The sequence below is a fragment of the Paenibacillus herberti genome, from assembly GCF_002233675.1.
Classification (GTDB): domain Bacteria; phylum Bacillota; class Bacilli; order Paenibacillales; family Paenibacillaceae; genus Paenibacillus_O; species Paenibacillus_O herberti.
Genome location: NZ_NMUQ01000001.1, coordinates 1,079,343 through 1,103,440, shown reverse-complemented (window position 1 = coordinate 1,103,440; position 24,098 = coordinate 1,079,343). Strand labels below are relative to the sequence as shown.

Sequence of the window (24,098 nt, the reverse complement as noted above, 5' to 3'; positions counted from 1 at the left end):
GCTTTAGCGACCTTGCGCTACCTCGCCTGCCCAGGCGAGCATGCCGCCCTCGACGTTGACCGCGTCGTATCCCATTGCGTTCAAATAATCGCTGGCTCTGCCGCTGCGTGCACCACTACGACAGATCAGCCAGATCGTACCGCTGTCCGCCTGAAGCTCGTCCATGCTTTCCTGAAGGCGAGAAAGCGCTACATGACGAGCCTCAGGAATATGTCCTTCCTCCCATTCCTCGTCCTCACGGACATCAACCAAATTGATTTTTTCACCTTGCTGTAGTCTAATTAGTAGTTCTTCTGTGCTTTGAACTTTGTTCACTTAGATGTATCCCCTTCCAGCTTCTCTCGAATTTTATGTCCATATTCCGCGTAAGAGGTCAAGTGATCCCAGCCGCGCGAGCCTGAAAGCGACTGCAGCCTGAGTCGCTTCACCGACAGCTCCTTTTGCAAGCTGCGATGCTCCCCCTCGTCCCCGCACAGCGCAAGCAAGCCGTTCAGGCTGGAAATATCCCGAGAAAGCTGAACTTCCTCTGGCACCATTCCGGCATTTTTGAGCAATCGATAACCTGCACGCAGCTCCTCCGGAACATGAGACAGATCATCAAGCTCAAGCGGCTTGCCCTTCCCCTTTAAATCGCATAGCTCCCCTCGCTCCATCGCCTCGCGAATTTTCTCCTCCGCGATTCGGTACAGAAAATCCATTAGAGGATAACTGCAGTCCCGATGCAAGTTACCATCAGCATGCCATCCCGTATTACCTCGTAGCCCAGGTCCACACCAACAATCGCATTGGCGCCCATGCTGGATGCCTGACGGCGCATCTCCTCAAGCGCGAGGTCTCTCGACTCTTTGAGCTTCTCTTCGTAAGCATTGGAGCGACCGCCTATCACATCCGTGATGGATGCCAGGAAATCACGCACGACATTTGCTCCCATAATGACTTCACCGTTTACGATGCCGACATATTCTCGAACCGGTCGTCCTTCAACAGTAGGTGTGGTCGTGATTAACATGTGGAACCCTCCTTGGGTAGCTGCGACGCACCCTTAAGGGAGCGCTCTTCATCTATTTTACCGCCAGCAAGTGCCCTCTTCAACTTTTAGCGAGGCATTGAAATCATTCGACTGAATATACCGTTGTTTCATCGTTTCAAAATCTTTATTATTCCAGCTTAATTTGGAGCAAGCCTATGTTTTACTAAGTCTACAAAAAAAAATAACTCCCACTTGCGCAGGAGTTATCTTTAGCTTTTGAGAAAATGTCTATTAAGGTAGCACGTTCACCATGACCGAAGTCGCCTTGTTGTCCATCGGGCCGTAACTCAGATTCGTTAAACCCTCGGTCATAATATTGCTGGAGAAAGCACCTTGGAATAGCAGGTCAGCGCATAGCACAGTTTGATAATTCGCTCCGATGACCTTCACGGAGGTAATGGAATCATCGCCTACAAGTCCCTGACGCAGATCGCCAACATTTGAAACGATGTGCTGCATGCGCCCTTCTCCGTTTGGATGCTCATAAAGATACACGCCCGGCAAATTGTTGCCGCTGCCGTCCCGCTTCACATAACGGAGCGAATAGTTGCCCAAGTTAGTCAGCATATATTGGATCAGCCTAGCCGGATCGTAGAAGATCAGTCCTGTCGCCAAGCCAGCTTCCGGGCGATAACCCCAGTTCCATGGAGCGTTGGCGGCATGCTCTCCCGCTCCATCGTCGCCGTTAATTCTGCCGAATACCCCGAATAACTTATCCGTACCGATCTCTAATCGTTTGTCCCACAGCTCGGAAATCGGAATCGCTTTATACGTCACTTTGCTGTAGTTGCCAACTGGTAATCCGCCGTTATTGTAGGCATTGTAAATCGTGTCATTGTTATGAATCTGTGCGTCTGTACCCACGATGTACTCAATACCGCCGAAGTTCTGGGCATTTGTAAAATCACTGTTGAAAGGCGCATCCCATTTTTTGATGTTATGTCCGAACGAACCGATATCTGGCGTGCCGCCGTTACTCGTTGCAAACACTTCCGGATGTGAACCGCGCATGCGGATCGTCCCGTCGATATCGTCGCCGCTGTTCTGAACGGCGCTGCCGGCTCCGTCGACCCGATATTGATACAGTTTGCCGTGGCCTTCCAGCACAACGAGCATCGGTACGCCCATCCCGTCATTTTCCGCGCCTTTGCGCACAACGACGAGCACACCTTCCATATCGTTCTCATGACGGTCGCCATCTGCTCCAGCATCATCCATCGGATAATACGTGTAGTAACCGATATAATAATGCGTTTCCGTTTCTTTCACATCATAATAAACGTAAGCGCCAAGCTGGTCTTTGTTCGCGTCCAGGTTCTGCCAGTTATTGCTGCCATTCCAATCCCCGTCGTAATTGACCTTGGTCAAATAATCGGCATAGATTTTGTAGTTGTAGTTGTCCAGATACCCCGCGCGAAATACGCCTTTTTTCCGGACATTTTGATAAATGACGGGAGCAAAACGATCGGCAACCGCTTGATAATGAGCCTCCACTCCCGCTGGGGTTGCGTAACTTGCGGCGTTTGTTGTCACAGTTGTATTGGAAACCTCATTTGCGTTCGCGGCAGCGCCTCCAGGCAGCGATAATCCTGTCCATGCGATTCCAGCTGCCAGTCCGAGCGGCAGCCATTTGCGAAAACCCGTCTTTTTGTTCATCATCTTCTCTCCTTTTTATATGACCTGTGAAAAAGTATCCGCTTTTTCACCGTTTTCGAACCAGTAGGCCCGTTCGGCCGGAATTGTGGCGAGGTAAGTTCCAGGTGGATAAAGCTGTTCGGCGTCGACAAAAAAGGTTTGTCCTTGCACCGTAGCCATATAGCGGTAAGTGGAGCCGATAAACAGCGGGGCGCCGATTTCCGCATGGAAGCTGTAACAGCCATCCCCAAAGGCAACGGCGGGATATTCGCTGTACAACTGCGCCGGAATCTGATCCGGCTGAAGACGGATATTTTCCGAGCGGAGCACAAGTTGCATCGGTTTGCCGTCTTTCATGACCTTCAATGTGTGGCTCTCCCCTAAAAATTGAGCGGCGAACAGTGTTTGCGGCTGATAATAAACTTCCTGTGGTTTACCGACCTGCTCGATCCGGCCATCCTTCATAATGACCACATAGTCGGCCATCGATAATGCCTCTTCCTGATCATGAGTCACATATAACGCGGTAATTCCAAACGATTGTTGGATCGCTCGAATCTCCACCCGCAAGCGAGAGCGGACCTTAGCGTCCAAGTTGGAAAGCGGCTCATCCATTAACAGCAAATTCGGCTCGATAACTAGCGCTCTAGCTAGAGCGATCCGCTGCTGCTGGCCTCCCGAATAATGCTGAGGTTTGCGGGATTTAATATCATGAGTCGGAATTTCGACCCGCGTCAGTACGTCATGGACTTTTTGCTCGATTATCGCCCGGCTCATTTTACGCAGCTTCAGCCCATACGCAACATTATCAAACACCGACATATGGGGCCATAACGCATAGTTTTGAAAAACCATCGTGGCCCCCCGATCACGAGATGGCGCCTTTGTTACATCGCGATCACCAAAGCGCATCGTGCCGGAATCAATATCATGAAATCCGGCTAACGCCCGCAGCAGGGTCGTTTTGCCGCAGCCGCTCGGGCCGACGATTGCCGTAAACCCTCCTTGCGGCAAGGAGAGGGTAATATTTTCGATACCGCTGCTATTGCCATATTGCTTGGATACCTGATCTAAGCGAATGTCCATTGTCATCCCCTCCCAAAAGCTGCCATATATTCGGATTTCATAAAACGCTGCATGAGTAACAACAGGATGATGCCTGGAATCATAAGCAACAGTCCCGTGACCGACGCAGTCTGCATTTCATAACCCATAGCGGAATTGTACATATACACCGGCATGGTCGTTATAAAAGGCGAGCCGATCAACAGGCTTCCGGTGAATTCATCCAGAGAATAGAGAAACACTAACAAGGAAGACGCGATAATACCTGGTAATGCTATAGGCAGCGTGATCGTAAAGAAGGTCCTAACGCGTGAAGAACCGAGATTAATAGCCGCCTCTTCCAGGGAAACGGAGATGCTTTGAAACACCGAAACCATCGTCCAAACAGAAAATACCAACGCGCCTACAAGATGGATCAAGGTCACCCCTGTCAGCGTGCCAACAAGATCCCATCTATACATGATCTCCATCGCATTCGTGAATACCGGAAGCTGCGGGAAAGCCTGCGGCAGTAAAAAAATAAGCAGTAGCAACGATTTAGCGGGAATCCGGTAGCGGGCTATCAAATAGGACAGCGGCACACATAACAGAATGCAAACGAAGGTGACAAGCAGCGCGATGCCGAAGCTGAGCGAAAGCGACTCCGCCATTTTCCCCTCCAGCACTCTCGCCCAATATTTCATCCCCCATTCCTGGGGCAACGTATGCGGCCAATACCACTTTTCGGCAAAAGACCAGATAATCAAGCTTGAAATTGGCCCCATAATGAGGAAAATGGAGAAGGCATAAATGACAAAGCGCATGATCATACGGCCAATGCTGCCGGTGAATCCCGGAGCGGGCGTACCCGCTTGTTTTAATTCCACGCCAGCGCTCATGACTTAGCCACCTTCTTCACGTAGTAGATCGCAGCGCCCATGGAAGCGATATACGATATAACGCCAAGCGCATTGGCTGCTCCAGCATCCTGGCGATAAATAAGCTCGTAATACAGATCGATCATCAGCATCTGGCTGCCGCCGCCATCTCCGAGCATGGCAGGAATTGAGAAATTCCCGATCATCGACGTAAATGTTAAAATACCTGCAACGCTGATCGTACCCCATGACATCGGAATCATCATATCCTTGATCAAGCGGAAACTTCCGGCTCCGGAATTACGGGCAGCTTCAAGATAGCTGGAGTTAATTCCGCGAAAAGCCCCCATTACGAGCAGTAGAGTCAATCCGATGTTTTTCCAAACCAGTGCAGCGATCAGTCCTAATGTGGAAAAGGCAACACCAGGCATGCTGTCGGGATTAAATAATCCGGTTGAAGCAAGCAGCGAGTTCATCGTTCCATGTGGCGCCAGGAACACACGCATCGCATGGCCAACAACGACAAACGGCACAAAAAGCGGTATTTTAAACAAAAACTCAACGAATGGATCTGCCTTAAGTCGCAGCCAGCCGGCTAATAATGAAGCCAATGCAAGCACGAGTACAAGGCTGATTAAGCAAATCGCAATCGTGAACAAAAGGTCCATATGATAGGTTTCCAGCACATAAAAGTAATTGTCCAGCGTCCACTCTTTACTCTCATTCCGAAAGCTCCCTACTAGGGAGCCCATGAACGGATATAAGAATAAACCAATAACGATGAGAGTAGCCGGGGCTATCATAATAACCCCAGCCAGCCAGCGGAAGATGGAATGGGACGTGTTATTTCCTTTGGAAGCTGCGCTTAGATTGGGCACAATCTCCATCCTCCCGGCATTAATTTTTCTCGTAAGCAGCCTGCAAGTTTTTGAAGTAATCGCCAATCGGCAGCGACTGACCGCGCTGGTTCAAGTCTTCCGCAGTAACGTATTTGAACAGCTTTTGTTTACCTTCTTCGCTTACTTTAGGCAGAACAGCCTCGGCATTAATGCCTGGGTACCAGCTATAAGCTTCTACGATGACTTTGGCCTGGATTTCGGGTGAAGTCAGGAAATCGGCATATTTGAGCGCAGCTTCTTTGTTTTTGGCCTGCTTTGGAATGACAACATACAACGGCTGTCCTGGAAGACCCGGCTCTGGAACTTTGAGTGCAAGATCAGGGTTCAGACGGCCGTCAGCAATCCATTGATAAAACATATCGACCCATACTGGCCCCATGTCGATTTCGCCACGGTTGAGCATATCAAGCGTACCGTTATTACCGTTAGTATAAGTTACAGGCAGAGACTTCAACTGTTTCATGATTGCAGGCCACTTTTTCTCCAGTTCTGCATCATAAGGTCCTTCGGTCAAAGTCTTGTAATCGCCACTTTTGGCATAAGTGTATGCGGTTGCAAAAGCTACTCCGCTCATGCCATTTTTAATGCCGTTATATCCAAATCGTTTTGGATTGGCTGTGATCCATTGCTCAAGCTCATCGAAATTTTGTGGAGCTGCCTTCACTTTTTCTGGGTTATAGGCGATTGCGACTTGGCTGTGATAAAGCGGAACGACATAACCATCCACGTTTGTGCCAAGGCTGTTTTTACTGTCTGCCGATACGACCGCATCTTTATTAGCGGACTGAGGCACCCATTGCTCCAGCAAATCGTTCTCGATCATCGATTTCATCACGCTTTGGTGAACGATGGCGATGTCGATATCCCATTCCTTTTTGCCGGCATCCTTCTGGGCTTTCAATTTTTCAAAAATCTTCTGTGAACCTGCGTCTCCGGGACCTGTGCCAACCACATTCACATCTGCATCCGGATACAACTTTTCCAATTCTGGAATGACGTTTTTCTCTTGCAGCTCGGTCATATTCGTGTCGCCGGCTGTTGCAAGATTAAGCTTCATCTTCACTTTAGTTGCAGCTTCCGGGCTTGTACTTGTTGCAGGAGATTCGTTGCTGCTGGAATTTGTTCCATTCGCGCCGCAGCCAGTTACCAATGCGGCCACCGTTGCACTAGCGAGCATGACTTGGAGTAAATTACGTTTCATTTTTTTGACCCTCCTCGGAATATGCAGATGTTCCGTTGTAAGCCCTATCCAGTAGTTGTCTAGACTTCCAACTTCTTCACTATGAAGGTGAATTGTTTGCTTGATATCAAACGTATGTTAAGAATTCGCTAACATGTCTAGACATCAGAAAAAACCACTTCTCATTTAAACATGAAAAGTGGTTTTTGACTTAGCACAGAATCTGATTACACCCTCTGTAATCTTCACACGGATATTCTACTGGATCTATAGTAGCGCCTAATTGAGTGATTGTCAGAGTCGTGCCATTTATGCTCCAATTGATCCCTGTTGCAGTGGTGCTGACTTCATCAATACTGGTCGAAATGCCACCTAAACCTGATCTTCTTGTGTTAAGTCTGAATTGGAAGCTCCCCACACTAGCACCATTTACATTGCGCACATCGTAACGGATTGTAACCCGATAAACTCCACTTTCTACAACCCGTAACTCGTACTGGTTAAATCCACCACCGGGAGACATAACGGCGCTTGGGGTAGGAGTTACCTCGGGTCTCGAGCTCGATATGAAAACGAAGGTGCGACTGGTCGTGTTATTAATAATATTGAAAGTACGCGTGGCTAGAATGTTCGAATCATCGTCCGGCACGAAGTCCGGCACGAAGTCCGGCACATTATTCCTACAATTGTTCCTCTGACCGGTTGGAAAGGCGCAGGTAATAATGACCAGCAAAATAAAGAGAATCAGAATAACACCCACTTTCGAACCTTGAAAATTGCTAATTTGAACTTGTTCATAATCCATCTAAATTCCTCCTATAAAATGATAAAGGTCTTTCTACAAACATAGTATTAAGAAGACAGATAAACGGACTCTGGCAATTGTACCGATAGGATAATAGTTTAGAAACATCCATCGCACCATAAATGTAAAAATCCCCCTACGAAGTAGGAGGATGCGAGCAAATATGAATGATGCTACCGAACACGATCAACCCAGAACTGAAAGACATCATTGCGGAAGTAATCATACGCATAAAAGATCGGAAAATTATTCTCATCATAATGGGTTTGCTTCATGAGCAGCACCGTAGTACTCGGCCTAACCATTAATACTTTTACATGCGGATCTGCCTGTTGCGGCACTTTTATCTCCGTCTGGCTTTTTTTCACAAAGATACCAAGCTTCTGTTCCAAAAAATGAAGAAGGGACCCGCTGAAGGATGTGTTATCGAAGGCATTGCCCACAATCGATCGCGGCAAAATATAAATGGAAGACATTACAGGTTCACCATTGGCAGTCCGGTCTCTTTCCAGGATGATTACAGGATCACCAATTCCAATGTTGAGAATTGAAGCCCACTCTTCCTTGCATTCACCGTATAACACCGACTGATGCTGATCGCTCTCTTGCCTCCCGGCTGCTTGGAGCATTTCGCTCGTAGACTGCAGACGTGTTAAATTGCTGGGAACATGGTCCAATTGACGAATGACAAATGTGCCGACTCCGTGCTGAACTCGGACTTTTCCTTCTTCTTCAAGACGTTTGACGGCGGTGCGGAACGTTTCTCGACTCACGCCGAATTTGGCCGCCATCTCCAGCTCCGATGGAAAACGGTATCCTGCAGGCAGTATTCCCCGGTTAATCTGATCCTCTAATTCATTCTTGATTTGCATATAACGCGGAGACATGGATGAATCACCCTCCTTCAGTCATTAGGCTAAACGTCGGATAGGGTTACTATAACATGTCTAGACCTCATTGATGAAAAAAACGGAAGCCAAGCGACCCAGGAGGGCAACTTGGCTTTTAGACATTAAATAAAAGCGCCTTAGAAGCAGACAAATCTGCTTCTAAGGCGCTCTTTATCAAACGATTACAATTTCACAACACGCTCACGCTTAGCGCGGCGGCGGTTCATGAATTCATACACAATCGGTACGATGAACAGTGTCAGCAGCGTGGAGCTCGTGAGACCGCCGATAACTGTAACGCCTAGACCTTTGGAAATCAGACCACCGGACTCAAAGCCGAAAGCAAGCGGCAATAGAGCGCCGACCGTCGCCAGAGCGGTCATCAGAATCGGACGAAGGCGTGTACCTGCTGCTTCAAGCAGCGACTCTCGCACAGTCAGACCTTCACGCTCCATGTGGATAACGCGGTCGATAAGCACAATCGCGTTCGTAACGACGATACCAATCAACATCAGTATACCAATCAGAGCCGTGATGCTGACGGTTTCTCCGGCAATCAACAGACCGACGAGAGCGCCGATAACGGTGAATGGCAGCGAGAACAGAATTGCCAGCGGTGTCAGTGCACCGCCGAAGGTGATGACGAGTACGAGGTAAACAACTGCAATCGCCGCGAGAATCGCGAGTCCAAGCTGAGTAAACGATTCATTAATATCCGCAGTTACGCCGCCCATTTCTACATCGACATTGTCAGGCAGTTTCATCTCATCGATAACAGCTTGCACGTCGCGAGATGCTTTGCTGATATCACTGGACGTAACTTCTGCCGTAACTTCGGCATAGATCCGATCACCTTGACGAGTAATTGTATTGGGGGAAGTACCTTCCTCGATCGTAGCCACATCGGACAGCTTCACGGTCGTGCCGAGAGGCGTCACAATCGGTGTATTTTCGAGAGACGCTTTATCCGTATAGGTGCGGGACTCCGTTTTAATATAAACGTTAAGCTTTTCCCCGTCTTTCTCAATCGTTGTCAAAAGCGGACGCTCACGAACCGGGCTCATTGCCATCGCCAGCTGTCCGGCGGAAAGCCCATTTTCACTGAGCTTTTTCGTATCGGCAACGATGCGATACTGCTCGTAAGTTTCCGACAAGCTCGTTTCGAGCTTGGTCAGGTTTTTAACTGGCTTCAGCTTAGCTTCCAAGTCTTTAACAACCGGTTCAAGTGATTTCATATCCGGACCATAAGCCGTAATGGTCAGGCCGCTGCCGCCAAGGCCGCCGCCAGTGAAGTCCTGCTGCTTCCATTCTCCTTTGCTGCCACTTTCTTGCACCAGCTTGAGAACAGCTTCCTTCTCTGCATCGAAGTTTTTGAAATCTGCCGAGTAGCGCATGTTAAACAGCGCTTGTTTGCTGGCTCCCGGATTCATCGGGTTGCTACCGCCAACCGAGTATTGCACGATTTCTACACCTTTGCGCTTAAGCAGCTTTTTCTCTGCGTCCAGCGCGTATTTTTCGACATCCTCCAGCTTCTCGCCTGGTGCCGGGTTATAGGTGATGATCATGGAATTATCACCGCTGCTAGGGATATAACTCACGCCAATGAGCGGGAATAAGAAGAGGCTGCCCACGAGCATCAGGATCGCTACTAAGGAGGAAATTCCTTTATGGTCGAGCGTCCAGTTCAGGATGCGCTTGTAGCTATTGCCCAAACGGCTTGGTTTGTCTTCATGCTTCGTGCCTTTGAGCCCTTTGCGGAACATCATATGCGCCAGCATCGGCACAACCGTGATAGCTACTACCAGAGAAGCCGACAGGGCAAATACGATCGTCAGAGCAAACGGTAAGAAAATCTCTCCGATCGGACCTGTAACCAACCCAAGCGGTAGGAAAACAGCGATCGTGACAATTGTCGAGGAAAGAATCGGCACGAACATTTCACGCGTCGAGTGCAGAATGAGCTCCTTGCCCTTCAACTGCTCATCGGACTTGGCCATGCGTCGGTATATGTTCTCGATGACGACAATCGAGTCATCCACGACCCGTCCAATCGCCACTGTCATAGCACCGAGTGTCATGATGTTAAGCGTGATATCCATTTGATTCAAAAGCAGTACGGCAATCAGCAGCGACAGCGGAATGGATACAACCGCAATGATTGTTGACCGCAGGTCACGCAGGAACAACAGAATGATGAATATAGCAAAGGCTGCGCCAAGAATAGCTTTGGAAAGCATCGTCTCGACAGAATCCTTAATTGGCTCGCCTTGGTCGAGTGTGATATCTGAGCTCATGCCTTTATGCTCTTTGGTCAGCTCGGCCAGACGCTCTGTAACCGCATCGGCTACATCAACTGTGTTTGCATCGGCGGATTTGACGATGGAGAGGCCGATTGCGTCTTTGCCATTGGTGCGGGAAATGGATTCCGCTTTGTCAAGCACCTGGACATCAGCAACTTGGCTAAGCTTCACCGTTGGGAGCTTGAGCCCTCCCGCTCCAGCTGCTCCGCCAGCTCCTGCTGCTCCGCCGGCTCCTGCTGCGCCGCCAGTTCCTGCTTCACCACCAGCGCCTGCTGCTCCGCCAGCTCCTACTGCGCCGCCGGCACCAGATGGCATAAGTGGAATTTCAATATTGAGCAGATCCGCTTCATTCAACACGCGTCCATCAACTACGACGGATTTATCCGTATCGCCGAATGGGAAAATGCCCAGCGGTGCGTTGATAGCCGCAGCTTTGACCGCGTTCTGCACGGATTCCGCTGTCAGGCCGTATTTGGCCAACTCATCGGTTTTGTAGCTCAGTTCGGCCTCTCTAACGTTCTGGCCGGAAATTTGCACGGAAGCGACGCCTTCAAGGGACTTCAGCTCCGGCAAAATACTGTTCTCAACCGTAGTCGTCAGCTCAGCAAGGTTCTCGGTGTCACTGGAGACGCTGAGAGACATAACCGGGAATGCGTTCAAACTGATGCGCGATACGGACGGATCCTGCACGCCTTCCTTGAGGTTCAGCGCATCAAGTGCCTCGCGCACCTCGTCCTGTGCCTTTTCCATATCTTTTTTATAATTGTACTCGATGACAATGGAGGAGGCATTCTCCATCGAAGTGGACGAAACGTTATTCACTCCATCGAGATTCCTCGTAGCTTGCTCAATCGGTAACGTGACTTCACTCATAATTTCTTCTGGAGATGCGCCGGGATAAACCGTCGTCACGCTAACAATCGGGATGGTGATATCCGGCATCGTCTCCATCTTCATGCTCGTTCCGGCGTAGATCCCTCCGAACAGGATAATGACTGTCATAATCCAGAGAGCAAACTTGTTATTTAAGGAAAAATTAATGATGCTTTTCAAGCTAACATCCACTCCTTCTCTCTATTCATCTCATCTATAGGTACTGCAGCCGGTCTGGCCGCCTTACACCTCTCGTTAAGCTCACGCAAGCTTTGCCTACGCCTTGAGCCGGTACCCAATTCCCCATACAGTCTCGATATATTTCGGCTCCGAGGGGGAATCTTCAATTTTCTCTCGGAGCCGACGGATATGGACCGTTACCGTTGCAATATCGCCCAGCGACTCCAATCCCCATACCCGCTCGAACAGCTCCTCTTTGCTGTAAACCTTTCCCGGATGAGAGGCTAACAGCTGGATCAGCTCAAACTCCTTGTTGGTCAGGTTTTTCTCCTCGCCGTTCACTGTGACCTGATGCGCGGATTTGTCGATATGCAGCCCCCGAACGCGAATTTGCTCTTGGCCTCCTGCCATCTTTTGCCCGGTAAGGCGGTCATAACGGCTCAAGTGAGCTTTGACACGTGCGACCATCTCACCGGGGCTAAAAGGCTTGGTCATATAATCATCGGCACCAAGGCCGAGACCACGAATTTTGTCGATATCCTCTTTGCGAGCGGTAATCATGAGGATCGGCACATTTTTCTCCTGACGGATTCGCCGGCAAATTTCGAATCCATCCGTATAGGGCAGCATGACGTCGAGTACGATTAGGTCATAAGGTTCACGAAGCGCTTTTTGCAGGCCAAGGTCTCCACGATGTTCAATATCAGCCAAGAAACCGTAGCTTTCCAAATAGTCGCGCTGCAGCTCGGCAATTGAGCTTTCGTCTTCAATTATTAGAATTCTTTTCACCGGCTATCCTCCCTCCTCAGTCCATTCGCAAGCGGCAAGAGGATCTCAAACGATGCTCCGCCCTGGGGGCGATTGGTTGCGCTGACCCTGCCTCCGTGCTCTTCAACAATTTGGCGAACGATGGCAAGCCCGAGTCCGCTTCCACCTGTTTCCGAGCTGCGGGACAGCTCTGCCCGATAAAAGTGATCGAACAGATACGGCAAATCCTGCTGCTCAATGCCCGGCCCGTTGTCTTCGAGCGTCAACCGGGCGAAGCCATCCACTGCATCGAGATTCACCATAATACAAGAAGATTTTCCAAGCGCCGCTTTGTCTACATTCATATACTTGGCACTATTATCGAGCATATTACCAAGCACACGGCTCAGCTTCTCAGCATCCGCTTGCACAAGCAAAGCAGCAGCACCCGTTTTTACTTGTAACTCGATTCCCTTTTTCTCCATCTCGAACTGTTGATCTTCCATATAGTGCCTCAAGAATGCGCGTAAATCCATGTTAAGGAAATGAAATTCCTCCTTGTGCAAATCCAGCTTGGAGTAGAGGAACAATTCGTCAATAAGTCGGTTCATTCCATCCGCCTTGCTGTAAATCGTACGCATATACTTCTCCTGCTTTTCCGGCGTGTTGGCCACGCCTTCCATGATCCCTTCTACGTAACCTTTGATGGCCGTAATTGGGGTCTTGAGGTCATGCGAAATGTGGGATAGGAGCATTTTTCGATTCTCTTCGTACTGCTGCATCTGCATAATTGTCGCTTTGAGCCTAAGCCGCATCTCCTCAAACGCGATGCCCACCTCGCCAATCTCGTTGCGTGATCTTGGCAGCGGCACTGGCTCCAAATTTCCTTCTTTGAGGGAAAGAGCTGCATCGCGCAGCGTGGACAGCGGACGAGTAATGCTGCGTGAAACGATATAGGTCATGAACATGCTTACGAACGCGAAGATCAGCAGCGGAGCGATCGCGGCAAGCGGTCTCCAAACCACGGCAATTTCGTCTTTGCGATAAATTAGAGCCGCTTCTGCCGGCGTGCCGTCAGAACTTTTGAAATCGACGGTTACGACCTTATAGGAAAATCCGTTCACGATTCTGTCCTCGGAAACGTTTTTATGCTCGGAAAACCACGTCCTTGGCACTCCATTGTCCTGGGCCAGCTTCGAGACATAAAGCCGATCGCCTGGCAGAGTAACTACGAATCCGCTGCCTACCGACTCCAGCCGGTTGTCGAGATCCTTCACATAGGGAGCTTCCAGCAGCTTGTCTGAATCTTGGTGGAGCACATACCACAATTCCCCAAGCAGCACTTGTTGACGGTCTGTCTTGCCCTTGTTCTCTTCGAAAAAATCCCGTAAATCTTTGTACCCGAGCAGATAAATGACAAGTATCGACATCACCCCGATGATCACAACAGGCACGGCTGCCATTCCAATGTAGGACAGAAGCAGTCTCAGGCGAATCGACATCGGCTACCTCCCTCCGCTTCAGCCATGGCTTAATGCTAAACTCATTGTAGATTAGAGTTATAAACCAAAGCAGACGCAATTCTTACAAAAGTATAAACTGTTTAAGACAAAAAACAAAAAATCGGGATTCATAAGAATCCCGATTAAACTTGACGCTGTGGTGAGCTTCCATTCACCGGTTGGATCGCTGCATATTGACGACGTTTGCCGCTGAATGACAGCGTCCAGACGAGAATAGAGAAGACCCATATATAGCCGATCCAGAGACCAATTGGCCCCGCTTCATAAGGGGATGATGTCGCTTCGCGCACAATAGCAGAAGCTTTGAATAAGGCGGCGAACACAAGCAGCAGCAACAACCCGACAGCCCGTACAAAGCGACCTTCGCCTGGAGTGTTCAGTAGCAATCCCGCCGAGAAAAATCCAAACAGCGCTGAGCTTAAGCCCGCTACGAGCCAAAGCACCAAATTATCCGGATGCTCGCTGAACATTATTTTCGGAGCCAGCAAAATCAAACCTACACTTGTTGCGCAAAACCAAAGGGATAACTTGGCAAGCGGTCGATGGCTGCTGAAGGCTGAAGGCTCGAAGGAAGCAAGTGCGGATGAGACAGCTTGCGCAGCTTTAGGCCTCGCTCGGCGCCAGCGGCCATAGTCGAAAGCCAACCAAATCGCATAAACGAGCAGTCCCAGCAGCGAGAACAAATACTGGAGCCATTTGTAGGTCGGCAGACCAGCCGTTCGCTCATACATCAGCTCCGTGTTGCGGACCACGAGCCACCCGTTAGTATGGGTCATTCCGTCCATGAACAAATGGGACAGAAAACCGATGTAGAGGGAGAGCAGGAACCAGCCCCAAGCGGAGACAGAAGCAGGCGCTCGCAGTCTAGTTTTACTAAGTCTGTCAGCCGCATAACGATCCAGCGATCCTGTAGCGGGCAATAAACGAGGTAAAAGCGGCGCCAGCACACTGTAGAAAGCGGCGGAGCAGGCGATGCTCAGTGGCAATCCAAGCAATAGGAAACCTTGCCATTCATGTCCGATCGAGCGATAAGGCTCCATAGCGATGAAATATTCCATATCCGGGGCCATACTTCCAAGCGCAAGCCCCATAATGCTAAGCCGTGGCACCATCTTGTTAAGCGGAGCGGCGAATAAGGGATGGGAAAACGTAAACGGCATGAAACCCTCCTTCTTGGTGCTTGTTGATGATGGTGCGGGCTACTGTGTAGCAATTTAAAATGAGAAAGCTGAGCGGGCTGGTAAATGTTAAGGTACGGTTGTAGAGATGGTTAACGAACGTTGACGTATATGCTGAGCTTGTGAACGAACTTTAATGGACTGTGCCAGGCGTGTGAAAACCTTTAATGCACCGTGCCCAGTTTGTTCATCGGCCAGAGCCGGAAAATGATTTTCCCCTCCAGGCTGCTAATCCGTACTGGACCAAGTTCGCGGCTGTCCGTGCTATTTTCTCGGTTATCACCAAGTACGAATACATGACCTTCCGGGACGGTAAAAGGCAGCCTAAGCGTCAGTGGATACGTCTTCCCTGTAGCATAGGGCTCGTCAAGCGGCTTGCCGTTGATAAACAGCTTGCCCCCATCTATCGTCACATTTTCACCGGGGAGCGCCACGATTCGTTTAACAAGTCGGAGCTCGCTCTCCGGTCCGCTGATGATCGCGATATCCCCTCGCTGCGGGGAGGAGAAGCGGTAGGCCAACTTGTTTTCCAGCAACCTCTGTCCTTCGCTCAGCGTCGACTGCATGCTAATATTGTGCACCTCAGTTTGCGCAAAGGCATACTGCTGCACTAACAAGGAAAGCAGGATGGCCATGAGGAGCATAACCACCGTTTCGGCTCCTTTTGGAAGCAGGCGTTGTTTTTTTCTACCCTGGTCGGGATGAACTTGTTCAGGCTCGGTATTCATTTCGGCTCCTTTTCTGGCCGCGCCTGCGGCGATAGGTTCATTAACCTCTAGACGAACTACATTCTGTAAAAGTTCCCCAATGCATCCATAATAGCAAATAGTCGGTGAACAGAGCGATAATGGTAACGAAAAAGCCCGGCCTGGAAAGGACCGGACTTCGGCGAGAACGTAGTTTTTCTATTAAGCGTAGGCCGACGCTTCCGGATTTGAGGTCAATCTGCCGCGGCGGCTGCGGCGGAACTTTTGCGAGAACCCGCTACGAATAGCAACGTACCGATCCAGCCGCAAGCCGATGCGGCAAGCAGCATCCAGGTGAGCGATAGATGCTCCGACAAGCCCGTGCTGAGCAGTGGTCCGATTGTCCCCCGGATGCCAAACAGCATGAGATGGATCGAAAACACGATCCCTTCCCTACCCGGCGCGAGCCGGAATATAAAGGCGAGAATGCCGATATCCCAGATCGCCTCTCCGATTCCTTGGATCAGATTCCCGGCAATGACTGCTGAGAAAGTGCCTCCTAACCCGTAAATCATCGGCACAATCGCATAAGCGGCAATACCTGCCAGCAATGTATAGCGAATATCAAAGCGATCCAGAAGCCTGCCAGCAATCAGATAAGTGAGCAGAAGCGCCGTAAAGTAAGCGACACGCGTCAAACCGATCTCCGTATTGGAAAGCCCCAGCACCGACACTTGCATGATCTGATAAAGGGGATTCGCAAACATGTTGCCGAAACCTGCGAACATCGTCGCTCCGAGAAATACGGCGAGCGGCCGATTGCTCCGCACCAGATCCCATTGATTGCGCAGATTGAAGCGCGGAGGGGAAATCTGGCGGCGTGGCTCTTTGCGAAGCTTCATCGTATCAAAAAGCAGGATGGAAACTGCCCCCATTATAGAAGCGGCGATCAAAGGTCCCGATGGACCGGATGATTCAGCCCAGAAACCAACTGCATAAGACATCGGAATCATCACCAAGCCAGATGCCATCCGTACATATCCCATCAGCCTGCCGCGCAGATCCGGTGGGTATACTTTTGGAATGAGAGCCGCATAAGCTGGAGCTTGAATGCCCATCAGAAAATGAAAAACAAAGGCAGTTATAACATAAACCTCAGGATGCGGAAACAGTGCTGGTAAAAAGATCAGAAGTCGCCCGATTAAATTGGGAATAACGACAAACGGCTTGGGGCGGCCGACTCTCTCGACCAGTCCTGCCCAAAACGGCGATAAAATGAGTCCTAACGCAGGCGCTGCAGCTAGCAGACCCGCTTGGGTGTAGGTTGCCCCCTGCTTGAGCGCAAAAGGGATGAAAAACTGATTGATAACAACATTGAACAAACTGAACAGAACTGATGCGGCGAGGTCAATCCGCGCATTGAGCCAGACTCTTGGACTCATAACCATGCCGAACTTCAATAAACGCGCTCGGTTCGGTCGTCCTTCTGTTTCCACGTTAAGGCACCTTCGCTTCGTCGATTAATCTAGGTCTCCTGCTTCTAATAGAAGCTTCAACCACATTATCCGCGATCATGCCCCATCTGTACATCCCTTTTCGTTATCCTATTTTGCTGTCTTTGTATGCGATTTCTCGACTGTGGAAGACGGAGAAACCGTAAAGGGATAGCTATAGATGGCGTGATAAGACATGGAGCTTCAGCTATAGATGGCGCGGTAAGGCTTGAGCGACAGTTGTAGGAGGAGCGGTAGGACTTGTGCGACAACTATAGAAGACGCGATAAGGCATAAAGCGACAGATATAGGAGCAGCGACTTGACTTGAGCGGCAACTATAGCAGGCGCGATAAGGCATAAAGCGACAGATATAGGAGCAGCGACTTGACTTGAGCGGCAACTATAGCAGGCGCGATAAGGCATAAAGCGACAACCATAGCGCGAAGGCGCCTATGATCAAGTTGAGATCGCTTCGTCTAAAGCGTAGCCGAAAGGCCATTGTTTTGTTGTTCGCGCCATGCCCGAAGCCGCGGGCTTCGAGCGCGTCCGCCACAGCATCGCCGAGGCGCAGCAGCGATAATAGAAACGGAATGACGATGCTGGCCATCATTCGGGGCGGAACCTTGCCTGGCTGGGTGGGCAGCTTGCCCCTCGCCGAAGCGATTCTCGCATAGCGCTGCCACTCCGCAGCGAGCAAAGGTAGGAAGCGGAACATTAGCGATATGGCCAGCGTAATGCGCGACACGGGCAAGCCAAGCCGGGCAAACGGCGAAAGCAGCTGATCTGCCGCGCGCTGCATGCGGAACGGCGGGATCAGCGAAAGAAGCGGTAAGCCGAGCATCATGACCGCCAGCAAGCGGGTGAGCTTGAGCATCGTATCGAGCGCTTGAGCGCTGTCAAAGCCGAGCGGACCTACTCTCAAGCCTGCCACAGCAGCCAGGAGCAATGTGATGATCGCGTATCCGCGTAAAGCCGGCACATACGGCGCAATACGCTTGCGATGCGGGAACACCAGGGCAGCGGCCGCGAATGTCGCGGCCAGCACGCCGGCCCAGTTGCTCTGGGCCATAATGCCGCTGGCTACCAGCAGGTAGCCAGCGATGAGCGCCCGCGGATCAGGCAAAGCCACCGCGGGAGTAGGCTCCGCCGCAGGCGCGGGCTCTGCCGCGGGCGCGGGCTCTGCCGCGGGCTCTGCCGCGGGCTCTGCCGCGGGCGCGGGCTCTGCCGCGGGCTCTGCCCACGCGGCAGCTAGCCGCGCGGCTAGCGCCTTCGGCGGCGGCCATAGCTCGCCGCCAGCAGCGGGCGCGCCTGCCAGCGCCGCTGCGCGGAGCGCTGGCGGCGCTGCCGGCCCGACGGCGCTGGCAAGCCGCAGCGTGTACTCGGCTGCTGACAGCAGCTCACGGATGCGGCCGCCTTCCATGACGGCGACCTCATCGGCGATCGGCAGCAGCGCCTCCAGCCCATGCACCGCCGCAACAACGCTGCGGCCAGTAGCCTTATGCGCCTGAAGGATACCTCTCAGGCGCCCCAATCCTTCCACATCCAAGCCGGCCGTCGGCTCGTCAAGCAACAGCCATTGCGGCTGGCAAGCAAGAACGCAGGCTAGCGCCAGGCGCCTTTGCTGTCCGCCACTCAGCGTCCAAGGGTCCTGCTCTAAAATGGCCGTAGGCAACCCAACCTCCTCAAGAGCCTCAGCACTTCTCAGCTTCCTCTCATCGGTTTGCAACCGATAAGGCTTTAATGAGTACTCCATTTCCTCCCGCACCGTGCGGGCGAACCACTGAGTTTCAGATTGCTGAAGCGTGATGCCAAGTTGCTGCAACGCTCGTTTATCCGGTTTCTTCTCCCCCCATAATGGTAAGCTGCCATAGCGAATCAACCCAGCAGCAGGTTTGCGCAGCCCGGCCAGCGATTCTAACAGCGTCGACTTTCCGGAGCCGTTACTTCCCAGCAGAAGCGTGATCGCCCCTGAACGAAAGCTCATACTTGTGCTAGATTCTTCCCGCCCTGCAGCAGCATCTGGTAAAAACTGCTCCAGAACCAGATCTTCCTCACGATCCGAAACAGGCCACTCAGCCGCCGCTTTCATTGCTTCTATTGCTTCTATTGCTTCTATTGCTTCTATTGCTTCTATTGCTTTTATTGCTTTTATTGCTTTTATTGCTTCCGCCGCTTTCAACGCATCTATCGATTCCGTTGCCTCCATAGCTTCCATTACTTCAACTGCTCCCAAAGACTTCGCCATCCCTGGCGAATCAATCTTTGACTCTACCTCAGCACCCGCCCATTTACCGGGAGCAGACTGCCTCCCAACGCTAGCACCCGCCCCCTTAATCTCAGCATCCTCCAATCCACCGGGTTCAAACCGCCACCCAGCGCTAGGACCCGCTCCCCTAACTCCCTCACCCAGTTCTTCCGGTGACAGCGGCAAGCGCAACAGCGGCCATCCAAGCTCCTGCAGCTCCCATGCTGTTTCAACAACATAGGGTGGTTTTAACCCTGCCTGCTCGCAAAAGGAACCATCACCAGCGCCGTTCCTCTCCATAAATAGCTCGGCCACTCCGTCAAATGTGATGAAGCCGTCCCGCAACGAGACTACCCGATCGTTCCGCTGCAACTCCTCCAGCTTCTGGGTCGCCCATACGATTGTTCTTCCCTCTGCATGAAGCTCGCGGACACGAGCACGGACGAGCACGGCAGAATCTGCATCCAGCATCGAAGTCGCCTCGTCGAACAACAGCATAGGAGAGCCAGCAGCAACCGCTCCTGCAATTGCAACCAACTGCTTCTGGCCACCGGAAAGCTGATCTACCGGAACATGAGCAAGCTCCAGCAGCTTAAAGGAAGCCAGTGTTTGCGTGGTCAGCTGCCCTATAAGACTTCCTTCAACGCCCGCATACTCCAGCGTCAGCACGAGATCTTCCCAAGCTGTCGAGCCTGCCAACGCCGCATCCGGCCTTTGCAACACGATCGGAAAAGGCCTCCTATCATAAGGGGCAGCAACCAATCGTCGAAGGTGATTCCCGTCTGGTAAGGAACCGAGCCCCGCTAGCTCCCGAAGCAGCGTCGATTTCCCACAACCGTTTCGTCCAGTCAAAACGATCCATTCTCCCTGCCTGACCGACAACGTCACTGGGCCAAGGATCGTTTTCATCGAATCTCCCAAAGCTGCCTCTACCTTATGCTGGATCAGCTCCAGCAAAGGAGATTTCGCCTGATCTTCCGCAGTCTCTTCCATACTAATCATTCGCTATTAAGCCTCCAGCCAAGGTTTCGGAAAAAGTTGGGCCTCCCGGCTTCTCAAAGCCTCGGCGCTATGCTACAATCCGTTTTGTTAACCAAATCTATCAGATAGTAGTTAACATATCAATCTTCAATTTCCAAAGGAGCGAAATAGTTATGTCGTCCGTATCCCCGCTGCGCAGAATTGTGTTTATTGCCCTGTTTGCAGCTCTATTCGTGCTGTTCAGCTCGATCCAGATCCAAATTGGCGTATCGCCCATTCCTTTCACCCTACAAACGATGGCCGTCGCACTTGCCGGCGCTTTTCTAGGTGCAAGGGATGGATTTCTCAGCATCGTCCTCGTTTACGCCCTGACAGCAACAGGTCTACCAATGATTTATGGCCAAGGAGGACTCGCCTTACTAGCTGGACCAACAGCCGGCTTCTTGTGGATTTTCCCTATCTGTGCCTTCATTATCGGTCTTATCGTGCCGAGAATTTTGGCCGGTGCAGGCAATCGAAGCTATTTCATGACATTCCTGCTCGTCTTTATCGTGATGGAAGTTGTCGGTTCGCTTATGGCCTATGTAGGTGGTATTCCTTGGTTAATGCATGCCGCCGACCTGAGCTTTTCCTCTGCGATGAACGGTGGCTGTTATCCGTTCCTAGTTCCCGATTTGCTCAAAAATATCGTCGCAGCCGCGGCGGCAGTTGCGCTTCGCTCTTACTTACCTTCCCTCCGTCTGCTGCGCCACAGCAGCAAGGCTTTCCCCGCTGCTCCCGCAGCCTAAGCCTTACCGCTTGCGGGCACGGAATTCGCACCAGTACAGCTGTCCCGACAGTTCCCGCAGCCTAAGCCTCACCGCTTGCGGCACGGAGTCCGCAGCATTACCCGCAACCCTAACAAACAAACAGCCGCGCAGAAATTTCTGCGCGGCTGTTTGTTTGTACAATTACAGCGACAAGCGATAAATCGCTCGCTCGCTGGCATATCTCCTACAGCGACAAGCGATAAATCGCCAGCACATCTTCCTTAGTAAGCTTGCGGAAGTTGCCGATCGTCTCGCCGGGAACCGCCTTTTCAGCCATGTCTTCCAGGCGACTGTCGTCGATATTGTAATCGGACAGTCTCGATGGAGCGCCGATTGAGTTCCAGAACTCGCGAAGGCGACGAATACCCTCTTCGGCCGTTTCCCGATCGCTCTTGCCCTCTGGATTCACGCCGAACACTCCAACGGCGAACTGCTTGAAGCGGCCGACATTGTCATCCAGCACATAGGTCATCCAGTTCGGGAACAGAATCGCTAAGCCGCCACCATGCGGAATGTCGTACACCGCAGACACGGCATGCTCCATGCTATGGTTGGCCCAATCGCCAAGCGCTCCCATAGCAAGAACGCCGTTCAGCGCCATCGTTCCGGAGTACAAAATCGTTCCGCGATGCTCTAGATTGTCAAGATCCTCAATCAGTTTTGGAGCCGTCTCGACGACTGCGCGCATTACGGATTCACAGAACCCGTCCTGAACCGGCGTCAAAGCATCATGATGGAAGTATTGCTCTAATACATGCGACATCATATCAACCATACCGTAGACAGTGTGGTCTTTTGGCGCCGTTGCCGTGTACTTCGGATCAAGGATGGAGAAACGAGGGAAAGTAAGCGGGCTGCCCCAACCCCATTTCTCCTCTGTTTCCTCGTTGGTTATGACCGAGCCGCTGTTCATCTCGCTGCCCGTAGCAGCAAGCGTCAGGATTGTGCCGAGCGGGAGAGCTTCCTTCACAACAACCTTGCGGCTGACGATGTCCCAGAAGTTGCCCTCATAGCGGGCTGACGCCACAATCGCCTTGCCGCAGTCCAGCGTACTTCCGCCGCCAACAGCCAGCACCCAGTCCACATTGTGCGCACGGCATAACTGGGCTCCGCGATGGACTGTAGACAGTCGCGGGTTAGGCTCTACTCCAGCCAGCTCCGTGACAGTGCAACCAGCCTCTGCAAGAGTCTTCAGCACCTCATCATACAGGCCGCTACGCTTAATGCTGCCGCCGCCGTACACGAGCAGCACATTTTTGCCGAGCTTGTCCGCTTCCTTCGTAAGATTCTGCAGCTGCTCTGCACCGAAATAAAGTCTCGTTGGATTATGGTATACGAATGGTCTCATGATGTAATTGCTCCTCTCCCATTGAATTATTCAGACAGTCCTATAACTCTACTCGTCGCAGCTTTCCGGATCTTCCGGCCGAACTCCGTCGAGCGTAATTTTTTCCGCAACCGTGTCCTGAATAATGGATACGACCATTTGCAGCAAATAATTGATATCCGTCTGGCTTTGCTGGAACTGGCCAACAATCGGGATTCCATCCAACTCGTTTTGGAGTGAATCCATTTCGCCTTCTATTTTCTGTACCATATTAGGGTTTTTAAAAGTCTGTTCAAAAGCGACAAGCTCTTTTTGCTTTTTTTTCAGACCTGCCATCAGCGTCTGTACTCTATCATTGCCCTTAATCTGGATCTCCGCTTTGCGGAATTGCTGCACCTCATCGGAGGAGTAGATAAGTCCAGCAAGCTCGCGGGCTTTTTCCATAATATCATCGCGGATGAGTAATTCACGCGTATCGAATACTTCTACCGGACAATTAGGACCATGATTGTGAATGCTCGCGTGCGTGCCGTCTGCTGTTGGCTTCGCGGTATGCTGTTCTGCCATTGCGAATTCGCTCCTGTCTCATTCTGTATATAGATCGATGCGGCTTACGCCGATTTCTTTAATTCCAAGTCCTTATTATACCATTGCTTGGATATAAAAACGACTGCCCCGACAAGGGGCAGCCGTATCGAACTTCTAAGCGTCGTCCGCTTATTAATGAGACTCCAGATTAGCCGATAACTTCGGCTGTATCGCCATTTTTCACGCCAGCCGCATTGGCTTCGTCTGTATCGATATGCATGTCCAGCGCAAAAGTCTCATGCACACGAGCAACGACATTCTCGAAGACAACACCGCGCTCGCCGCCTACGCGGACTTTGAGCAGCTGCTGATCCTGGATGCCCCAATTTGCAGCATCGCTTGTGTGGAAATGGATATGGCGCGCCGCGACGATGACGCCTTCCTCAATTGTCACCTCTCCGGCAGGGCCGATGATAGTGATGCCTGCAGAGCCGGCGATATTGCCAGATTCGCGCACCGGTGCGTTCACGCCGATGGCGAAGGCATCCGTACGGGAAATTTCCAGTTGTGTCGCTTTGCGGGCCGGTCCTAGTATGCGAACCTTAGGAAAAGAACCTTTTGCTCCTTTAACCGCAACGGTTTCATTGGCGGCATATTGACCAGGCTGAGATAGGGGCTTGAACTCCGTTAACTGGTAGCCGGGGCCGAAAAGCGCCTCAACATGTTCTTGAGACAAATGGATATGGCGTGCGGACACGCCTACAGGTACGGATTTGGTCATGGGTGATCTTCCTTTCTTCCACTCTTGCTCTTTTCTCTCTACACTCCCGTTTGATTGGCCAAGCCAAAAGCCACAAACCAAACG

Annotated in this window: 21 protein-coding genes; 1 reads left to right on the top strand and 20 read right to left on the bottom strand. The window is 51.3% G+C overall.

Translation table 11 applies throughout. The features are described from left to right. Positions 1-3: 3 nt before the first annotated feature. From CGZ75_RS05085 to CGZ75_RS05005, 17 genes are all read right to left on the bottom strand, one after another. A complete protein-coding gene (locus tag CGZ75_RS05085) occupies positions 4-315 on the bottom strand; it encodes a rhodanese-like domain-containing protein (protein ID WP_089523166.1) in 312 nt (103 codons plus the stop codon). Beyond that, positions 312-698: a DnaJ family domain-containing protein gene (locus CGZ75_RS05080; RefSeq protein ID WP_089523165.1), complete on the bottom strand. Its 387-nt coding sequence runs from the start codon at positions 696-698 to the stop codon at positions 312-314. The genes CGZ75_RS05085 and CGZ75_RS05080 overlap by 4 nt, the downstream gene beginning before the upstream one ends. Beyond that, entirely contained in the window at positions 698-1,009 is a 312-nt protein-coding gene (locus tag CGZ75_RS05075; protein WP_089523164.1) for a YbjQ family protein, read from the bottom strand. Before CGZ75_RS05075 ends, CGZ75_RS05080 begins: the two co-directional genes overlap by 1 nt. A 252-nt stretch (positions 1,010-1,261) precedes the next feature. Further along, complete coding sequence (locus tag CGZ75_RS05070) at positions 1,262-2,689, bottom strand: hypothetical protein (protein ID WP_141136668.1); 1,428 nt, start codon at positions 2,687-2,689, stop codon at positions 1,262-1,264. Between the two features lie 12 nt (positions 2,690-2,701). Beyond that, a complete protein-coding gene (locus CGZ75_RS05065; RefSeq protein WP_176444678.1) occupies positions 2,702-3,751 on the bottom strand; it encodes an ABC transporter ATP-binding protein in 1,050 nt (349 codons plus the stop codon). 2 nt (positions 3,752-3,753) lie between these two features. Then, positions 3,754-4,608: an ABC transporter permease gene (locus tag CGZ75_RS05060; protein WP_217900045.1), complete on the bottom strand. Its 855-nt coding sequence runs from the start codon at positions 4,606-4,608 to the stop codon at positions 3,754-3,756. Then, positions 4,605-5,465, bottom strand: coding sequence for an ABC transporter permease (locus CGZ75_RS05055; RefSeq protein WP_176444677.1), 861 nt, complete (start codon positions 5,463-5,465; stop codon positions 4,605-4,607). The genes CGZ75_RS05060 and CGZ75_RS05055 overlap by 4 nt, the downstream gene beginning before the upstream one ends. A gap of 19 nt (positions 5,466-5,484) precedes the next feature. Further along, positions 5,485-6,687: an extracellular solute-binding protein gene (locus CGZ75_RS05050; RefSeq protein ID WP_089523160.1), complete on the bottom strand. Its 1,203-nt coding sequence runs from the start codon at positions 6,685-6,687 to the stop codon at positions 5,485-5,487. A 190-nt stretch (positions 6,688-6,877) separates the two neighbouring features. Next, complete coding sequence (locus CGZ75_RS05045; protein WP_089523159.1) at positions 6,878-7,471, bottom strand: hypothetical protein; 594 nt, start codon at positions 7,469-7,471, stop codon at positions 6,878-6,880. 173 nt (positions 7,472-7,644) lie between these two features. Further along, positions 7,645-8,358 carry a GntR family transcriptional regulator gene (locus tag CGZ75_RS05040; protein WP_089523158.1) on the bottom strand — a complete coding sequence of 238 codons (714 nt, stop codon included), beginning with the start codon at positions 8,356-8,358 and terminating at the stop codon, positions 7,645-7,647. A gap of 185 nt (positions 8,359-8,543) precedes the next feature. Further along, the gene (locus tag CGZ75_RS05035) at positions 8,544-11,714 is read right to left on the bottom strand and encodes an efflux RND transporter permease subunit (RefSeq protein WP_089523157.1); all 3,171 of its coding nucleotides are present in this window, start codon (positions 11,712-11,714) and stop codon (positions 8,544-8,546) included. A gap of 96 nt (positions 11,715-11,810) precedes the next feature. Continuing rightward, entirely contained in the window at positions 11,811-12,503 is a 693-nt protein-coding gene (locus tag CGZ75_RS05030; protein ID WP_089523156.1) for a response regulator transcription factor, read from the bottom strand. Next, entirely contained in the window at positions 12,500-13,963 is a 1,464-nt protein-coding gene (locus tag CGZ75_RS05025) for a sensor histidine kinase (RefSeq protein ID WP_089523155.1), read from the bottom strand. Before CGZ75_RS05025 ends, CGZ75_RS05030 begins: the two co-directional genes overlap by 4 nt. 143 nt (positions 13,964-14,106) lie before the next feature. Next, positions 14,107-15,144, bottom strand: coding sequence for a DUF4184 family protein (locus CGZ75_RS05020; protein WP_089523154.1), 1,038 nt, complete (start codon positions 15,142-15,144; stop codon positions 14,107-14,109). 182 nt (positions 15,145-15,326) lie between these two features. Further along, on the bottom strand, positions 15,327-15,890 hold the full coding sequence (lepB, locus tag CGZ75_RS05015) for a signal peptidase I (protein ID WP_089523153.1): 564 nt from the start codon (positions 15,888-15,890) through the stop codon (positions 15,327-15,329). Positions 15,891-16,102: 212 nt separating this feature from the next. After that, positions 16,103-17,344: an MFS transporter gene (locus CGZ75_RS05010; RefSeq protein ID WP_245850705.1), complete on the bottom strand. Its 1,242-nt coding sequence runs from the start codon at positions 17,342-17,344 to the stop codon at positions 16,103-16,105. 399 nt (positions 17,345-17,743) lie between these two features. After that, positions 17,744-20,590 (bottom strand): ATP-binding cassette domain-containing protein, encoded by a 2,847-nt coding sequence (locus CGZ75_RS05005; RefSeq protein WP_089523152.1) that lies wholly within the window; start codon positions 20,588-20,590, stop codon positions 17,744-17,746. A 152-nt stretch (positions 20,591-20,742) separates the two neighbouring features. On the opposite strand from CGZ75_RS05005, the gene CGZ75_RS05000 reads away from it, so the two are divergent. After that, complete coding sequence (locus CGZ75_RS05000; protein WP_089523151.1) at positions 20,743-21,357, top strand: biotin transporter BioY; 615 nt, start codon at positions 20,743-20,745, stop codon at positions 21,355-21,357. Positions 21,358-21,562: 205 nt separating this feature from the next. On the opposite strand, the gene CGZ75_RS04995 is transcribed toward CGZ75_RS05000, so the two are convergent. The 3 genes from CGZ75_RS04995 to CGZ75_RS04985 all read right to left on the bottom strand — a co-directional run bounded on the left by CGZ75_RS04995 (position 21,563) and on the right by CGZ75_RS04985 (position 24,014). Next, the gene (locus CGZ75_RS04995) at positions 21,563-22,726 is read right to left on the bottom strand and encodes an iron-containing alcohol dehydrogenase (RefSeq protein WP_089523150.1); all 1,164 of its coding nucleotides are present in this window, start codon (positions 22,724-22,726) and stop codon (positions 21,563-21,565) included. Between the two features lie 48 nt (positions 22,727-22,774). Next, complete coding sequence (locus CGZ75_RS04990; RefSeq protein ID WP_089523149.1) at positions 22,775-23,272, bottom strand: YlbF/YmcA family competence regulator; 498 nt, start codon at positions 23,270-23,272, stop codon at positions 22,775-22,777. A gap of 169 nt (positions 23,273-23,441) precedes the next feature. After that, the gene (locus CGZ75_RS04985; RefSeq protein WP_089523148.1) at positions 23,442-24,014 is read right to left on the bottom strand and encodes a phosphate propanoyltransferase; all 573 of its coding nucleotides are present in this window, start codon (positions 24,012-24,014) and stop codon (positions 23,442-23,444) included. Positions 24,015-24,098: the final 84 nt, after the last annotated feature.

Coding starts and splice junctions, on each gene's coding strand:
- CGZ75_RS05065 (WP_176444678.1), bottom strand. CDS start 3,751: ATGGACATTCGCTTAGATCAGGTATCCAAGCAATATGGCAATAGCAGC.
- CGZ75_RS05040 (WP_089523158.1), bottom strand. CDS start 8,358: ATGTCTCCGCGTTATATGCAAATCAAGAATGAATTAGAGGATCAGATT.
- CGZ75_RS04985 (WP_089523148.1), bottom strand. CDS start 24,014: ATGACCAAATCCGTACCTGTAGGCGTGTCCGCACGCCATATCCATTTG.
- CGZ75_RS05050 (WP_089523160.1), bottom strand. CDS start 6,687: ATGAAACGTAATTTACTCCAAGTCATGCTCGCTAGTGCAACGGTGGCC.
- lepB (WP_089523153.1), bottom strand. CDS start 15,890: ATGAATACCGAGCCTGAACAAGTTCATCCCGACCAGGGTAGAAAAAAA.
- CGZ75_RS05005 (WP_089523152.1), bottom strand. CDS start 20,590: ATGATTAGTATGGAAGAGACTGCGGAAGATCAGGCGAAATCTCCTTTG.
- CGZ75_RS04990 (WP_089523149.1), bottom strand. CDS start 23,272: ATGGCAGAACAGCATACCGCGAAGCCAACAGCAGACGGCACGCACGCG.
- CGZ75_RS05000 (WP_089523151.1), top strand. CDS start 20,743: ATGTCGTCCGTATCCCCGCTGCGCAGAATTGTGTTTATTGCCCTGTTT.
- CGZ75_RS05080 (WP_089523165.1), bottom strand. CDS start 698: ATGGATTTTCTGTACCGAATCGCGGAGGAGAAAATTCGCGAGGCGATG.
- CGZ75_RS05045 (WP_089523159.1), bottom strand. CDS start 7,471: ATGGATTATGAACAAGTTCAAATTAGCAATTTTCAAGGTTCGAAAGTG.
- CGZ75_RS05020 (WP_089523154.1), bottom strand. CDS start 15,144: ATGCCGTTTACGTTTTCCCATCCCTTATTCGCCGCTCCGCTTAACAAG.
- CGZ75_RS05025 (WP_089523155.1), bottom strand. CDS start 13,963: ATGTCGATTCGCCTGAGACTGCTTCTGTCCTACATTGGAATGGCAGCC.
- CGZ75_RS05070 (WP_141136668.1), bottom strand. CDS start 2,689: ATGATGAACAAAAAGACGGGTTTTCGCAAATGGCTGCCGCTCGGACTG.
- CGZ75_RS05075 (WP_089523164.1), bottom strand. CDS start 1,009: ATGTTAATCACGACCACACCTACTGTTGAAGGACGACCGGTTCGAGAA.
- CGZ75_RS04995 (WP_089523150.1), bottom strand. CDS start 22,726: ATGAGACCATTCGTATACCATAATCCAACGAGACTTTATTTCGGTGCA.
- CGZ75_RS05060 (WP_217900045.1), bottom strand. CDS start 4,608: ATGAGCGCTGGCGTGGAATTAAAACAAGCGGGTACGCCCGCTCCGGGA.